This is a genomic window from Lacrimispora algidixylanolytica, assembly GCF_003609635.1.
Taxonomy (GTDB): Bacteria; Bacillota; Clostridia; order Lachnospirales; family Lachnospiraceae; genus Lacrimispora; species Lacrimispora algidixylanolytica.
In genome coordinates this window covers 15,801-31,192 of the sequence record NZ_MCIA01000005.1, presented here as the reverse complement: position 1 = coordinate 31,192, position 15,392 = coordinate 15,801, and the positions used below count along the sequence as shown (strand labels likewise).

Below are 15,392 nucleotides of genomic sequence, written 5' to 3'. Positions count from 1 at the left end.
ATAACTGGCCATATTTATATCTTTGCTTTGGCAAAGTGTGAATATGACCAGTTATTTTTTTACCAATTGATAATAAGGGAGACTTATGGAAGTTAAGCAGGTATTAGGTAATAATATTATCAGCTCATGGGATTCCAATGGCAAAGAGCTTCTGCTTATGGGGAAAGGGATTGGCTTTTCAGCAAAGGACGGTGATCCGGTAGATGAAACTAAAATATCAAAAATATTTTCTTTGAAAACACAGGAAATCAGCCATTTTACGGAACTGCTCTCCCAAATTCCAGAAGAGCACATACAATGTGCCAGCGAAATTATTTGCTGCGCAAGGGATTTGCTGAACAAAAAACTAAACGACAGTATTTACATTACACTGACAGACCATTTGAATTTCGCATTCGAGCGCAAGAAACAGGGAATTGAAGTCAGGAATGCTTTGCTTTGGGAAATCAAACGATTTTATCATCAGGAATTTTTAGTAGGGCAAAAGGCTCTGCAAATTATTAAAGACCGGTTTGGTATCTTACTTTCTGAGGATGAAGCAGGAAGCATCGCCCTTCATATTGTCAATGCAGAGCTAGATAACGATATGGAACAATCCATTGAAATCACTCAGATGATACAAGATATTATGAACATCGTCCGGTATCATTTTACTCTTTCACTTAACGAGGATTCCTTGTCTTATGAGAGATTTGTTACACATTTAAAATTCTTTGCTCAAAGAGCAGTAAGAAAACAATTTCACGAAACAGGAGATCCGGAATTTTGTAATATGATCTACCAAAAGTATCAAGAAGCCTACCAATGTGCTTTAAAGGTGGAAACCTATATGAAGAAGAAAAAAGAATATCAGTTGTCTAGCGAGGAGCTTATGTACTTAACAGTGCATATTAGAAGAATCATTCAAGAACACACTGGTAAATAACCATACTTGATATCACCAGGGATATGGCCAATCCCGTGATGAAAGATAAATCTAGGGTACTTTATCATCATAGAAAAAAAGGAGGAAATGATTATGGCAAGTAAATATGATGGACTGGCAAGAATTATTATTCAAAATGTGGGTGGCAAATCCAATGTAACCAGCCTAACTCACTGCATTACCAGACTTCGTTTTAAATTAAAAGATGAATCAAAAGCAAATACAGAGATATTAAAAAATACGGAAGGCATTGTTACCGTTATGAAAAGTGGCGGACAGTATCAGGTGGTCATTGGAAATCATGTTCCTGATGTGTATGCTGTGGTTTGTGAGATTGGTGGTTTTGGTGGTGACTCAACGGATTACGTTTCTGAAGGTCCACAAAAACGCCAAAAGCTGTCTGCAGCTTTAATCGATACGATTTCTGGGGTATTTCAGCCTATACTTGGCGTGTTTTGTGCAACCGGATTAATAAAAGGAATTCTTGCTCTCTTAACCTTTACAAATATTCTTTCAGCAAGTGATGGAACTTACCAACTCCTTTATGCAGTTGCAGATGGATTTTTCTATTACCTGCCAGTTATCTTAGGTTATACTGCTTCTAAAAAATTTGGGCTTAATCCCTTTACGGGAATCGCACTTGGTTGCGCATTGGTGTATCCAAAGGTAGTAGCGCTCTCAACCGGTGATGTGCAACAAGTCTTGTTTGCAGGAAGCATGTTTGAGTCAAATATTTATGCAAGCTTTTTAAAAATCCCCGTTATTATGCCGAAAAGTGGTTATCCCTCTTCTGTGGTTCCCATCGTGTTATCGGTCTATGCGGCGTCTAAGATTGAAAAGATGTGGAAACGTATCATTCCAGATGTAGTTAAAAACTTTTTGGTACCTACCTTGACGCTTATGATTGCAGCTCCTTTGACTTTTGTGTTAGTTGGACCAGTGGCTAATTCCATTGCAGCAGTTATCGGTTACTTCACCCAGGCAGCTTACAATGCCAGTCCGGTACTGGAGGGTGCTATCGTTGGTGCACTCTGGCAGGTACTTGTTATCTTCGGTCTTCACTGGGGACTTGTTCCTATTTACATCATGAATCTAAGTACTCAGGGCTTTGATAGCTTCATGCAGCCATATTTTGCTGCTTCCTTTGCACAAACAGCAGTTGTTTTCGCTATTATGTTACGAACAAAAGATAAGAATTTAAAGAGTCTTTGTATCCCAGCAGTTATCTCTGGATTCTTTGGAGTTACGGAACCGGCGATCTATGGTATCTCACTTCCTAAGAAAAAACCTTTTATCATCTCTTGTTTCGCAGCTTCCATTGGTGGTGCCATTATTGGCTTTGGAAATGTCAAAAAATACATGTCAGGTGCTCTTGGAATATTTGGTTTTACTACATACATTAACCCGGCAAATAATGATGCTTCCAGCATTCCATGGGTGGCTACAGGTGTATTAGTAGCTTCGTTAGTAGCCTTTATTGTTTGCTTATTGACCTATAAGGATGTGGTCAAAGAAAAAAGCAACGTCGTTTTTCCAGAGAATACTCAGACAGGAACGAAAACCACAACCCTTGTGAGCCCTTTAAAGGGAAACACAGTTCTTCTTGAAGATATGGACGATGCGGCATTTTCCTCTGGTGCCTTAGGTAAGGGAATTGCTATCATGCCGGAGGAAGGTATTTTATATGCACCGGCTGATGGAGCGGTAACAGCAATCTTCCCAACCGGGCATGCCATTGGTATGGTTACAGAAGATGGGGTGGAAATTTTGATTCATGTGGGCATGGATACTGTGAAACTGGAAGGAAGGGGATTTACTCCACTTACTTCCGTGGGCAGTCGTGTTTCCAAGGGACAGGAAATATTACGGTTTGATATGGAAGTCATAAAGAAAGAAGGCTGTTCCTTATTAACACCTGTGCTGATATCCAATTTCTCTAGCTATTCCGATATTATTCCAACCGATGCTAGTAAGGTTAGCGTGGGGGAACCATTGATTACTATATTATAGAAGAACTTTTATTAAGGAATAAAAAAAGTCTTGGTATGGGATTTCACGCCCCTACCAAGACTTATTTTTTATTCCTCGTTATGCAATAAGGCTATTTTGACACAACCCTTTTTGGTACCTTTATAAAAAAAATTGTTGTCATTCTATTGTTACAATGATTTGGAGTGAAACACATCGATCTAAGTCTACCCTGGTCAATGTTCCTACAGCCGCTTCACTGCATCCATGGCAAGAGCGGATCGTTCGCATTCCTCTGCTGTCAGGGTAACCTGCCAACACAAAGGGCTTCCTTTCATATGTTCCGCAGCAAAGCTTAACCCATTGGTTCGTTCATCTAGAAACGGACGGTCTATTTGGTTGGGGTCTCCAAGTAGAATGATCTTGGTACCCTTTCCCGCACGAGTAATGATTCCTTTCACCTGATTGGGAGTCATGTTCTGAGCTTCATCTATAATCAGATACGTCTTTACAATGGAACGTCCTCGAATGTAATTGAGGGCTTCCGTCTTTATGAGACCTCGTTCGAAAATCTCTTCTATTTTACCTGCCAGCTCATCTTCTTTCTCATACCGCTTCTCTTCATTGGAATCAATGAGCTGTTCCAGATTATCAATGATCGGTCGCATGAGGGGAGAGATCTTCTCCTGTTCATCTCCCGGCAGAAAGCCGATGTCAGAATCAAACTGGGCGTTGGGGCGGGTTATCATCATACGGCGGTATTCACCGGTAGGATTATTTAATAGCTTTTCAAGTCCAACCGCCAGGGAATAAAAGGTCTTCGCAGTTCCTGCCATACCCTTTACAATCACAAGTGGTGCGATTTCTGCTGGCTGCATCAACGCTTCTTGGAGAAAGTACTGGCCTGCATTTCTTGGGACAATCCCATAAGGCTTATGCTTTCCATATCCCAGAGGGATAATTAAGGTTTTGCATACCCTTCCTAAAACCGTCTTTTTCGTGGATTGGTCTGCCTTTAAGATTACAAACTGATTTTCTATCAGCTGAGGATTCTTTCGCTCCCCTGCCTCATCTATAATATAAATACGATCGATGGAGATTCCTTTTTTCTTAAAATCCTTAAAGCATTCTTCCGGGGCATACGCCTCTGTCCTGCCTGGATACTGACCAGACCGCTCTGGTACCTGCTCAGCGGTGAAGTCTTCTGCCTGGACACCGATGATCTGCGCTTTGACCCGAAGAAGTATGTCCTTGGTGACAAGTACCACGTCTCCCTCTAAGCCCTTACAAACCTTTAAAATCCGGTTATCCATCTTATCTTCTGGTAAATCAGGAGGAAGTTTCACATCTACGAAGTTCTTTTCAATCCTTAAGGTGCCTCCATGCTCTAGCTTTACGCCTGTGAGCAAATCACCTTTTTGACGGAGCTGTTCTAAAATTCGAATTGCTGCTCTGGCATTTGCGCCCTTTTCTCCTTCTGCCTTTTTCAGATTATCTAATTCTTCTAACACAACGACTGGAATCACCACCTGATTGTCATCAAAACAATAGAGGGCATCAGGGGCCTGAATTAGTACATTCGTATCTACCACATAGGTTTTTATCATCTACCGGACTCCTTTTCCTTTCCAGAAATTCAGTTTCTGTAATTCTGATTATATCGGAAGTAGAGAGCTACTGTTACCACATTCCTGTAAAGGCCATGTAAAAATCACTACATTATTATGGAAAATACAGGGGATTACGCGATGTTATATGATATCTTGCTTCATTATTTTCACTGAACTTCGTTCCACCACTTCAGAATCAAATAGGTAACTGGCTTCAAAGCATGGATTTTCTATCAGCTTTATGATATTTTTTGCCGCCTTTTTTCCCAGAGATTCCATGGGGTGAGGAAATGAGGTGATAGCCACTTCCCCAATTACGGAAAGCTCGGAATTATCAATTCCTACAATGGATATATCTTCCGGGATTCGGATTCCTCTTTCCTTGCAGATGGCGGAAAAACGGTAGGCTACCTCATCATTGTAACAGACCAGTCCGGTACAGCCGTGAAGTCTCTGAAACAGATAATCAGACCACACCTCCATATCCTTTTGGCTTTCGGAGTCCATCCACAAGATATTTCTCGCATCTGCTTGCAGCCCGGCCTTTTCCAGTGCACGGATAAAGCCTGAATATCTCAGAAGCCCCTGGCCGTCGTCGCATTTGAATAAAGCGCCAAGCTTCTTATGTCCTGCATGGATTAAATACTGTGCCGCCTTTTCTCCAACCATATCATCATGAAGAGACACATAAGGAATATCAAGTTCCTGATACCTGCTGTTAATGAACAAAACGGGAATCCCTTGCTTACTAAGCTGCTGATAGAAGTGGAGATTTGGATTTGGAATGGCACTTTTTGCTGGCTCTGCAATCAGACCGTCAATCATACCTTTCTCCACGATCTTTTTTAAGATCTCCCCTTCCCGCTCCACATGGTTTCCCGTAAAGGCCACCTGCATGGTGTATCCAGACTTTGAGAGCGTCCGCTCAATTCCTTTTAACACGGTGGGAAAGATGTAGCTGTCTACATAGGTGCTGACTACTGCTATGTTATAATACCGTTTTAGACGTTCTGAACGCCCTTTGGCCCCCACATATGTACCGCTTCCCTGAATCCGGGTTAGCATGTTTTTTTGCTCCAATACTTCAATGGCATGACGTACGGTCTGCCGGTTTAATTGAAACCGGAGACACAGTTGGTGCTCCGATGGAAGTCTATCCCCTTCCTGGAATGTTCCATTTTCAATTTGAGATAGCACCCAGTCAGCAACTTCCATATATTTTGGTTTCTGTGTCCCCATCTTATCATCACTGCCCCTTGGTTATTTTTTACGTTTCGATAATAAGTCTACCGTAACCGCACCAAGAAGTACGGCACCTTTTACAATTTTCTGAATATCCGTTGACCAGCCATAGAGAGACATTCCGTTGTTTAAAATACCCATGATAAAGGCTCCTACCACCGCTCCGATTATAGTTCCCACACCGCCAGTGGTGGCTGCGCCCCCTATGTAGCAGGCAGCAATGGCATCAAGCTCGAACTGGTCCCCAGCTTTTGGGGTTGCTGAGGCGTTACGGGCTGAAAGAACGATTCCTGCAATGGCACATAAGATTCCCATATTGGTATAGACCCAGAAATAAACCTTATCTGTATTGATGCCAGAAAGCTTTGCTGCTTTGGCATTTCCACCAAGCGCATAAATCTGACGCCCTGCCACGGTCCTGCTGGTGATAAAATGATAAAGGGCAACTAACACTCCCATAATGACTAGGACAAATGGAATTCCATTATATCTGGAAAGCTTATAAAAGAAAAACCAGACGATGAGAAAAATAACACCAATCTTAATTGCAGTCTGCCACAGGGGATTGACGGGGAACCCATATTTCTTTTTGGTTTTTATACTCTTCATCTCAAAGAGTATGATCAAAATAAAAGCAATTAGGGCGACTCCAATGGAAATCAAATCAATGGTCCCACCTCCCACACTGATTTTCATGGTTGGGAGAAATCCAGCTCCGATAAACGTATATTCTGTTGGAAGGGGCCCCTTTGTCTGAGCTTTTAAAAGAGTATAGGTCAGGCCCCTTGCCATTAACATGGTCGCCAGAGTGACAATAAAGGGAGGAATGGATAACTTAGAAACAAAGAAGCCTACAAACATTCCAGAAAGGGTTCCAATCAAAATGGCAGCCGGTATGGCAACCCATATGCTTGCATTGTAATCTACAATGAGGATTCCTACTACAGCACCACATACGGCAACAATGGAACCGACTCCCAGGTCAATGTTTCCTGTTAATACGCATAAAAGCATACCCACTGCTAAAATGACTATGTAGCTGTTTTGCATGATTAAGTTATTGATGTTGGCAGGTGACATGTTCTTTCCACCGGTCATCACTGAAAAGATGAGAAATACTGCAATGAGTGCCAGTATCATTCCATATTCTTTCATATTGATATTTACTATTTTCTTTTTATCCATCTCTACGCTTCCTTTCCGCTTTCTGCCATGATGCATTTCATGATCTTTTCCTGAGATACTTCCGCTTTGGTCATCTCTCCGGATATACGGCCCTCACTAATTACATAAATCCGGTCACACGTTCCAATGACCTCTTCAAGTTCAGATGAAATTACAATGATACCTTTTCCCGCCTTTGCCAAATCATTGATTACGCCATAGATCTCGTATTTGGCACCAATGTCAATTCCTCTGGTTGGCTCATCTAAGATAAGTACATCTGGCTGGGTCATCATCCATTTTGCAAGAACTACCTTTTGCTGGTTGCCACCAGAAAGGGAACTGACCGTCTGATTGATGGAGGAAGCTTTTACGTTAATTCGTTTCTTATATTCCTCCGCTGCAAGAATCTCACTGTTTTTATTCACCACCGCACGTTTGGAAAAGAAGTTTTTAAGTGCTGCCAGGGTCATGTTGCCCCTGACGCTGTCTATTAAGATGAGACCATAGCTTTTTCGGTCCTCAGAAACATAGGCCAGCCGGTTATTAATGGCATCCTGGACATTTTTAATGATTACCTGCTTTCCGTGAATGAAGATGGAACCGCTTATTTTCTGTCCATAGGACTTTCCAAACAGGCTCATGGCAAGCTCCGTCCGCCCGGCTCCCATCAGTCCTGCAAAGCCTACCACTTCTCCGGCCTTTACATGAAAGGATACGTCTTTAATTACCTGTCTGCTTGGATCGTCAGAATGAAAGACATTCCAGTTTTTTACCTCAAATATCTTTTCTCCGATATCACACGTTCTCACAGGGTAACGATTGGTCAGTTCTCTTCCCACCATCCCTTTTATGATACGGTCCTCGCTGATATCGTCTGTTCCCTTTACCAGGGTCTCTATGGTTTTTCCATCCCGAATGACTGTAATGGAGTCGGCAACTGCACTGATTTCATTTAGCTTATGGGAAATCATGATACAAGTGATGCCCTGCTTTTTTAGCTCCTGCATAATGGATAAAAGGCGTTTGCTCTCCTCATCGTTAAGGGCCGCGGTTGGCTCATCTAGAATCAAAAGTTCCACCTGCTTTGCCATGGCTCTTGCGATTTCGATCAACTGCTGTTTACCTACCCCTAGGGTATTTACAGGATCATTTAGGTTTTCATTCTCAAGGCCCACCTTTTTTAACATTTCCTGCGCCTTTTTATGAGTCTTTGTCCAGTCCACCACTCCTCTTATTTTCCTTTGCTCGTTTCCCAAAAAAACATTTTCTGCTATAGAAAGAAATGGACTTAGGGCCAGTTCCTGATGAATGATAACGATTCCCTTTGCCTCACTCTGCTTGATGGTGTGAAACTGGCATACATTTTCATTGTATACGACATCTCCGCTGTAGGAGCCGTAGGAATAGACTCCCGAGAGTACATTCATGAGTGTGGATTTTCCTGCTCCATTTTCTCCGCACAGGGCATGGATTTCTCCTCGTTTCACCCTTATGTTTACGTCATCTAGGGCTTTCACTCCATAAAATTCTTTGGTGATGTGATTCATCTCCAATATATAATCGGACATCTTCCCAGCTCCTTTTCCTTCATGCCTGATACAAAAACAGGCGGCCGCTCTCCCGCTGCCGCCTGTTCTTTCATACTTGTTATTTGGACAACTGATCTTCGGTGTAATAGCCGCCGTCTACGATAATCTTCTTATAATTATCCTTATCAACCGCTACCGGTGTGCAAAGATAAGAAGGTACGACGACTTTTCCGTTGTTATACTGCTTGGTGTCGTTGATCTCTGGTTCTGCGCCTTCTAACACTGCCTGAACCATCTTTACGCATTTTTCTGCCAAAAGTCTTGTGTCTTTATAAATGGACATGGTCTGAAATCCCGAAATAATATTTTTTGTTGCCATAAGCTCTGCATCCTGACCAGTAACCAGTGGCCAGTCAACTCCTACCTTATAACCAGCTCCCTCAAGGGCTGCCTTGCAACCATAGGCAAAGCCATCAAAGGCGGTTGCTGCGATATCCAGTTTCTTGTCTGCATAAAAACCAGTTAAGTAGTTTTCGCAGTTTTGCTGGGCTGTTTCCTGGGACCAGCGAAGAATGCAGGTGTCTTCAAAGGAAGTACGGCCAGATTCACACTTTAGCGTGCCGTCATCTAAGTATGGCTTTAATACCTCCATCAATCCGTTATAGAGGAACAAAGCGTTATTATCATCGGGAGATCCCATGAAGAATTCTATGGTATAGGACTTTCCATCTGCTTTTGCTTTATCAAGCTGCTTTGTTTCTTTTATGTATTCACCAATTGCAGTTCCAACTCCTTTGTTATCAAAGGTTGCATAATAAGAAACTGCATCTGTATCCATGAGGAGACGGTCATAGGCAACAATGGGAATTCCTGCTTTTTTCGCCTGCTCTTCTACGTTTACAAGAGCTGAGGAGTCAATGGAGGCGATTACCAGACATTTCACACCGGAAGCGATCATATTTTCAATCTGGGAAACCTGCATCTGCACATCGTCTTCTGCGTACTGCAGATCTACTTCGTAACCAAGGGCCTCAAGCTGCTTTTTCATGTTTGCACCGTCATTGATCCAGCGCTCTGAGGATTGAGTTGGCATGGCGACACCAACCTTTCCTCCTTTTTCTGCTGATTTTGTTGCCTCTGTGACTGCTTTTTGTGTAGCATCTTCTGACTTTGCAACCGTGGTTGTTTCCTCTTTGCCTGCTGCTGTTGTTGCTGCTGCTTTCGATCCTCCGCAGCCTGACAACGTAGATACTACCAGCATAGCCCCCATAATTACACTTAAAATCCTTCGTTTCATAACGATGTACCCCTCCTATGACTTTTTTGTATATACAATTTACGTTCTTCGTAAAATTGCTACCCAATGGATTTCACGCTTCTTGTCTCTACCCACGTTATATTATGATTCCAAATTTTCATTTATACCTGGTCGTTCCAAATTACTTTGTTGGATTTGTATGTTTTTTTCCAGATTTTTTTTGGCTATGCCATGATACTGTCTGTACCAATTACTTTTTCTAGAATCATAAAGTTGTATATACAAGGAGCTGGAACTGGGTTAGTGGTATAAACCTTTTGAGCAAAAGAAAGAGTTTGACTTATCAGACTCTGGCGCTGACGCGCTGTCACTTTAGTGACATCTTCCTCTTAAGCGTCATGTGCATCCTGCAGGTCGTGCTTTTTATTTGATAGGGGAGTTCGTAGAACTTTCCTATCAAATAAAAATGCGCTCTTTACTGACTGGCGCAAAGCGCTAACTCAGTAAAAAACGCATTCTAATTACGATCAAGTTCTTATGATTCTTCCCAATGCAGTGTGTGAAGCTCTCCCTGCATGGTCATATGTTCAAACCCATTCTGTTTTAATGCCTCATAAAGCACGATGGAAACGGAATTGGAAAGGTTTAAGGAACGAACGTCTCCCCACATGGGAATTCTGATACAACGGTCTTGATTGTCTAAAAGGATTTCCTCCGGAATTCCGGCGCTTTCCTTTCCAAACATCAAATAGTCGTTGGGTTCGTAGGCTACATCAGAATAAACATGAAGTCCCTTTGTGGTTGCCATATATATCTTCGCACCAGGATTTTTATCCAGGAAATCCTGAAAATCACTGTATACGGTTATATCTAACTTATCCCAGTAATCCAGTCCTGCACGCTTAATCAACTTGTCATTGAGTCGAAATCCCAACGGCTCGATTAAGTGAAGCTTTGTGTCTGTTGCAACACAGGTCCGCCCGATATTGCCAGTATTTGCTGGCATCTCTGGCTCTAATAATACAATATTCATTATGTTATGCCTTCCTATCAAGATTCTTTACAAAGCGGTCCATTCGGCTTAATGCCTCCTTTAAGTTCTTTAAGGAGTATGCATAGGAAATACGAAGAAACCCTTCTCCGCAGTCACCGAATGCAGTGCCAGGAACGACCGCAACTTTTTCTTCCCGCAAAAGTCTGGTGGCAAACTCATCTGAAGTCATGCCAAACCGCTTGATGCTGGGGAATAAATAAAAAGCGCCATGAGGCTCAAAACATTCTAAGCCCATCTCTTTGAATGCATGGACCAGATAACGTCTTCTCTGGTCGTAGGATTCTCTCATTACCTGAACATCCTTATCTCCATCTCGAAGGGCAGCCACTGCTGCATATTGGCTGGCAGTTGGAGCACACATGATGGCAAACTGATGAATCTTTAGCATTTGCTCTAAAATGATTCTAGGAGCCGCGGCATAACCAAGGCGCCATCCAGTCATCGCATAGGATTTGGAAAATCCATTAATAAGTACGGTTCGGTCCCTCATTCCAGGGAATGAGGCGATGGTGGTATGATCTCCCCCATAGGTTAGCTCTGCATAAATCTCATCGGAAATGACGAATAAGTCCTTTTCAATCACAACCTCAGCGATATCTTTTAATTCCTCTGCCGTCATAACCGCACCTGTGGGGTTATTGGGAAAGGGAAGTATGAGCACCTTAGTCTTTTCTGTTATCTTTTCCAGTAGTTTTTCTTTCGTTAACTTAAACTGGTCCTTTTCCTCTAGCTCTATGGTCACTGGCACTCCATTTGCAAGGATGGTACAGGGCACATAGGAGACATAGCTGGGCTGAGGAATTAACACTTCGTCCCCAGGATTTAACATGGCACGAAGAGCGATATCAATGGCCTCGCTCCCGCCTACGGTAACGATAACCTCGTGCTCTGGATCGTAAGTGACTTCAAAACGTCTGCTTAAATAGCTGGAAATCTCAACTTTTAATTCCTTAAGTCCAGCATTGGAAGTATAGAAGGTACGTCCTTTTTCAAGGGAATAAATACCTTCCTCTCTGATATGCCATGGTGTATCAAAATCAGGTTCACCTACTCCTAAGGATATGGCGTCCTTCATCTCACTGACGATATCAAAGAATTTTCGGATTCCAGAAGAGGGAATCTCTACGATACGGTCTGATAATGGATTTCTCACGGTGTAATCAACATCCTTTCATCCGGTGTCTCTTCTGCAAGGACAGTTCCGTGGTCCTTGTATTTCTTAAGGACAAAATGAGTGGCTGTGCTGAGTACGGATTCCATTGGAGATAGCTTTTCTGATACGAACTGAGCCACTTGTCTCATGGTTTTCCCCTCAATAAATACGGTAAAATCAAAAGAACCAGACATCAGGTATACGGCGTTCACTTCATTGTACTGATAAATTCGTTCTGCAATTTTATCAAACCCCATACCTCTTTGAGGTGTTACCTTTACCTCGATCAAAGCGACTACTTTCTCATCGCTGGTGTTGTCCCAATTAATTAAAGTATGGTATCCACAGATGATATGCTCTTTTTCCATTTCAGCGATTTCATTGGCAATGGCGGTTTCGCTTTCTCCTAAGAGTACGGCAAGATCTTTTAAATCAATCCTGCTGTTTTTTTCAATAATCGCCAATATCTTTTCCCTCATATCCATACCTCCGATGATCATCTCTTCAAATTATCATTCCATAACTTTATATCGCTCATCCTTTGTGGGCCGGTCAAGATATCCGACACCCTCTCCGTGATCTATGATTCTTCCAATGCCTTTAGTCACCTTCCCGATTACGGCACCGTGAATTCCGTTTTCCTTCATGGCCTCTAAAAGATCGGCTCCGTTATCCGCTGTTAGTAGCAAACAACCTTTAGAAAAAAGGCGGTACGGATTTAAGTCGTACCGCTCACATAGTTCAATGGTTTCCTGCTTAACGGGAATCCGCCGAAGATAAAAGCGGATGCCTGTCATATAGGCTCCAGACAAGTCCCAAAGGGTCTTAAAGATTCCACCTTCTAAAGAAAGCTCCCACTCTGTGGCACCCCACTGTTTCAGAGCATCATAATCATAGGTGGGTTCCTTGCTTTCCTGTTCCAGTATCCGCTCAATATAATCGTTTGAGAACCACTGTTTCAGTTCTTCTTTTTTGTAATTAGCAATTTCAATGGTGCCAGAAAGACCAGCATATCCAGCTACCACCAAATCCTGTCCAGGCCTTATAATTCCTGTATTCTCTCGTTCAATGCGTCTCATAGTCCTATCCGCCTACATTCCTGGTCCCTGTGGGACAACATCTTCTCCTGGAAATACTTCCTGCGAAGGAGGTGCAGTTTCTGCCGGCTGAGTGGATGGTTCCACGGTCTGATGTGTCTCCTGAGGCAGTGTCTGTTCTGGAACTGGAGTCACAGAGGCTGGTGCTGCAGGCCCTACTTTTATGATGGCCTTCGATGGATTGTAAGTATCGGTATGAAGTATCTCCCGACTTTGCTCTACGCCATCTAAATAAACAACCTTCCAAAGTCTTGACTTAATTCCAGTGTGAGCAGACTGTACCTGCTTTCTGCTTCCAGGTGCCATAGCAGGATCCACCACTTCTTTTGGCGCTCCAGGATCCGTAACACTTAAGGTCTCGGAAACGAAATCAAAGGTACGATTTGCGGGCCTTGTCTCTTTGCCGTAAATCGTAAAGGTTATGGTCTTTCCAGACGTGTATCCTTCAATATAAATCGGTGTGCTGTAATTGTTTGTAAACTTTATATCCTTATAAGTTCCTGCAATGGCAGCATCTTGAGAAGGTTTTACATAGCCTACTACCATGGAATGATTCTGTCTTTGTGCCACTAAAAGCTCTGCTCTTAATACGGCATTGTAAAGAGTGGTGGAAATCTGGCAAACACCTCCTCCTACACTATCTACAACCTGACCATTTTCATAAGCAGCGGCAGTGGCGTATCCGTTGGAAACGGTAAACGGATGCATGCATTCATAACCAGATAAGGTCTCTCCTGGCATGAGGACTCGTGTATTGATTTTTGAAGATCCCACCTTAAGATTCGTTGATCTGGATGCACCACTTGAGGAAAAGCTGGTTGAGAAAGTTCCCAAAATATCATTTATGGTAGATAAGGCTTCAGTGGTTATGGCTGGATTCACATCAGAAACGGTTGCGTTTGCAGTTACCGGTTTTGAAAGCCCATTTGCCAGTGCAGCATTCAAGGCGTCTTTGGTCGCTTTGATGTCCACATTTTTACCAGTCACCGATGGAGTTACCGTAAAAGCACCGTTGGCGCGAACAATAGAAGCGTTCTGTGGTTCTACTATAGCAGAAGCACATTTTTCGTTAATGAAGGCTTCCAATCTTCCATCGTCAAGGGCAGTTTCCAAAGGTATGATTACATGATTCTTTTCAATATCTTTTTTATTCAGATATCGTTTGATCAAATTGCCGCCCTGCCAGGCGGATGCAGCCTGGTTCACTGCCTCAGGGTTGCTCCAGTGAAATCCCAGTTCTTTTGCTGTTGTTTCCATTGGCTGCCCGTCAACCACCAGGGTGATCTTTTGGCTTTCCATCTGGCCAACCAGATCCTGAATCTTTTTATTGGCTTCTTCTTCCGTCATACCGCCTAAATTATACTCTCCTACATAGATTCCATCCGGGAGTGTATCAGCCATTGCATATACTGGAGAAAGAAGTCCAATTCCTACAGCCACCAAAACTGCTGCAATGGTTATGGACAACGTTTTCTTTTTCATATTCATTCCTCATGCTCTACTGTGTCTGAATGATGTGGCGAAACCCCCAATGCTTAGAATCTCATCATGATTGGAAGTATCATGGAAATAATCAATAATACTACGACTGCGATTAAAACGATTGACATAAATTTCTTATTGTTTTTATTGTTAAAGTTTATCATAATGCTATCACCTCTCTTATATTCTTCCGTACTGTGCTATGATTTTATCCGTGATTCTTGATATTTCATTTCTGGATAAATGATCCGTTTGCGCAGATAAAACTATTTTATGATATTTTAATAAATCCTGCAAGTGTTCTTTTTGCCTTTTTGAGGCTGGTTGCTCCCTTTTTACCTTATAAATCAAAGCATGCAGGTCAAAAGCTTCCGGATCCTGACTTTCAAATTGCTTTCCTATCTCTTGATACAAGTGATGAGCGGCCAAACAATCCGATAGCGCACGGTGACTTTGCTCTGGCTTAATCCCAAAATATTCACAGGCTGCCTTTAGATTCTTTTTCTCTTCTGGGGGCATAAAACTTCTTGCCAGCTTTAAGGTATCAATACCTTGACGCTCAAAGCCTTTGCCTTCATTGACTGCTGCTCGTTTTAAAAAACTAAAATCAAAAATCACATGATGTCCCAAAATAGGAAGCTTTTTAGAAAATTCCAGGAAATCCCCGATAACTGTATTAATTCCTGGTGCCGACTGGGTCTGCCGGTCCGTGATGCCAGTCAGGGCTTTGACGTGTTCTTCCAGCTTTCTGTAGGGATTTACAAAGGTTTCATAGCGTGCCGTTATGACTCCTTCGATCACGCGAACCGCACCGATTTCAATGATCCTATCCTTCTTGGGATCAAGACCCGTCGTCTCTAAATCTACTGCAATGTAAGATGAAACCATATGTTCCTTCCCCTCTCCT

At 42.6% G+C, this 15,392-nt stretch carries 14 protein-coding genes; 2 read left to right on the top strand and 12 right to left on the bottom strand.

Going from position 1 to position 15,392, the window contains the following annotated elements; genetic code table 11:
- Positions 1 to 85: 85 nt before the first annotated feature.
- Positions 86 to 925, top strand: coding sequence for a BglG family transcription antiterminator LicT (licT, locus tag BET01_RS04440; protein ID WP_120195565.1), 840 nt, complete (start codon positions 86 to 88; stop codon positions 923 to 925).
- Between the two features lie 93 nt (positions 926 to 1,018).
- Positions 1,019 to 2,935 (top strand): beta-glucoside-specific PTS transporter subunit IIABC, encoded by a 1,917-nt coding sequence (locus BET01_RS04435; protein WP_120195564.1) that lies wholly within the window; start codon positions 1,019 to 1,021, stop codon positions 2,933 to 2,935.
- A 203-nt stretch (positions 2,936 to 3,138) separates the two neighbouring features.
- Here the strand turns inward: BET01_RS04435 and BET01_RS04430 are convergent, their stop codons facing one another.
- From BET01_RS04430 to BET01_RS04375, 12 genes are all read right to left on the bottom strand, one after another.
- On the bottom strand, positions 3,139 to 4,500 hold the full coding sequence (locus tag BET01_RS04430) for a PhoH family protein (RefSeq protein ID WP_120195563.1): 1,362 nt from the start codon (positions 4,498 to 4,500) through the stop codon (positions 3,139 to 3,141).
- A gap of 144 nt (positions 4,501 to 4,644) precedes the next feature.
- A complete protein-coding gene (locus BET01_RS04425; protein ID WP_120195562.1) occupies positions 4,645 to 5,742 on the bottom strand; it encodes a GntR family transcriptional regulator in 1,098 nt (365 codons plus the stop codon).
- Between the two features lie 21 nt (positions 5,743 to 5,763).
- Positions 5,764 to 6,930 (bottom strand): multiple monosaccharide ABC transporter permease, encoded by a 1,167-nt coding sequence (mmsB, locus tag BET01_RS04420; protein ID WP_120195561.1) that lies wholly within the window; start codon positions 6,928 to 6,930, stop codon positions 5,764 to 5,766.
- 2 nt (positions 6,931 to 6,932) lie between these two features.
- Positions 6,933 to 8,480: a multiple monosaccharide ABC transporter ATP-binding protein gene (mmsA, locus tag BET01_RS04415; protein WP_120195560.1), complete on the bottom strand. Its 1,548-nt coding sequence runs from the start codon at positions 8,478 to 8,480 to the stop codon at positions 6,933 to 6,935.
- 79 nt (positions 8,481 to 8,559) lie between these two features.
- Positions 8,560 to 9,738, bottom strand: coding sequence for a multiple monosaccharide ABC transporter substrate-binding protein (chvE, locus tag BET01_RS04410; RefSeq protein WP_120195559.1), 1,179 nt, complete (start codon positions 9,736 to 9,738; stop codon positions 8,560 to 8,562).
- A 496-nt stretch (positions 9,739 to 10,234) separates the two neighbouring features.
- Entirely contained in the window at positions 10,235 to 10,732 is a 498-nt protein-coding gene (gene trmL, locus BET01_RS04405) for a tRNA (uridine(34)/cytosine(34)/5-carboxymethylaminomethyluridine(34)-2'-O)-methyltransferase TrmL (RefSeq protein WP_120195558.1), read from the bottom strand.
- Positions 10,733 to 10,736: 4 nt separating this feature from the next.
- Positions 10,737 to 11,906, bottom strand: a complete 1,170-nt coding sequence (locus BET01_RS04400) for an aminotransferase class I/II-fold pyridoxal phosphate-dependent enzyme (RefSeq protein ID WP_120195557.1) — start codon at positions 11,904 to 11,906, stop codon at positions 10,737 to 10,739.
- Positions 11,903 to 12,385, bottom strand: coding sequence for an Lrp/AsnC family transcriptional regulator (locus BET01_RS04395; protein ID WP_120195556.1), 483 nt, complete (start codon positions 12,383 to 12,385; stop codon positions 11,903 to 11,905). The genes BET01_RS04400 and BET01_RS04395 overlap by 4 nt, the downstream gene beginning before the upstream one ends.
- Before the next feature lie 33 nt (positions 12,386 to 12,418).
- Positions 12,419 to 12,985: an AIR synthase-related protein gene (locus tag BET01_RS04390; protein ID WP_120195555.1), complete on the bottom strand. Its 567-nt coding sequence runs from the start codon at positions 12,983 to 12,985 to the stop codon at positions 12,419 to 12,421.
- A 12-nt stretch (positions 12,986 to 12,997) separates the two neighbouring features.
- Positions 12,998 to 14,485 carry a VanW family protein gene (locus BET01_RS04385; RefSeq protein ID WP_120195554.1) on the bottom strand — a complete coding sequence of 496 codons (1,488 nt, stop codon included), beginning with the start codon at positions 14,483 to 14,485 and terminating at the stop codon, positions 12,998 to 13,000.
- A gap of 53 nt (positions 14,486 to 14,538) precedes the next feature.
- Positions 14,539 to 14,649: a synaptobrevin-B gene (locus BET01_RS22385; RefSeq protein WP_120195553.1), complete on the bottom strand. Its 111-nt coding sequence runs from the start codon at positions 14,647 to 14,649 to the stop codon at positions 14,539 to 14,541.
- A 16-nt stretch (positions 14,650 to 14,665) separates the two neighbouring features.
- Positions 14,666 to 15,373, bottom strand: coding sequence for a 3'-5' exonuclease (locus tag BET01_RS04375; protein ID WP_120195552.1), 708 nt, complete (start codon positions 15,371 to 15,373; stop codon positions 14,666 to 14,668).
- Positions 15,374 to 15,392 lie beyond the last annotated feature (19 nt).

Bases quoted from the DNA above. Each gene is read 5' to 3' on its own strand.
- chvE (WP_120195559.1), bottom strand. From the start codon at position 9,738: ATGAAACGAAGGATTTTAAGTGTAATTATGGGGGCTATGCTGGTAGTA.
- BET01_RS04425 (WP_120195562.1), bottom strand. From the start codon at position 5,742: ATGGGGACACAGAAACCAAAATATATGGAAGTTGCTGACTGGGTGCTA.
- BET01_RS04395 (WP_120195556.1), bottom strand. From the start codon at position 12,385: ATGAGGGAAAAGATATTGGCGATTATTGAAAAAAACAGCAGGATTGAT.
- BET01_RS04385 (WP_120195554.1), bottom strand. From the start codon at position 14,485: ATGAAAAAGAAAACGTTGTCCATAACCATTGCAGCAGTTTTGGTGGCT.
- BET01_RS04435 (WP_120195564.1), top strand. From the start codon at position 1,019: ATGGCAAGTAAATATGATGGACTGGCAAGAATTATTATTCAAAATGTG.
- trmL (WP_120195558.1), bottom strand. From the start codon at position 10,732: ATGAATATTGTATTATTAGAGCCAGAGATGCCAGCAAATACTGGCAAT.
- mmsB (WP_120195561.1), bottom strand. From the start codon at position 6,930: ATGGATAAAAAGAAAATAGTAAATATCAATATGAAAGAATATGGAATG.
- licT (WP_120195565.1), top strand. From the start codon at position 86: ATGGAAGTTAAGCAGGTATTAGGTAATAATATTATCAGCTCATGGGAT.
- mmsA (WP_120195560.1), bottom strand. From the start codon at position 8,480: ATGTCCGATTATATATTGGAGATGAATCACATCACCAAAGAATTTTAT.
- BET01_RS04430 (WP_120195563.1), bottom strand. From the start codon at position 4,500: ATGATAAAAACCTATGTGGTAGATACGAATGTACTAATTCAGGCCCCT.
- BET01_RS04390 (WP_120195555.1), bottom strand. From the start codon at position 12,985: ATGAGACGCATTGAACGAGAGAATACAGGAATTATAAGGCCTGGACAG.
- BET01_RS04375 (WP_120195552.1), bottom strand. From the start codon at position 15,373: ATGGTTTCATCTTACATTGCAGTAGATTTAGAGACGACGGGTCTTGAT.
- BET01_RS22385 (WP_120195553.1), bottom strand. From the start codon at position 14,649: ATGATAAACTTTAACAATAAAAACAATAAGAAATTTATGTCAATCGTT.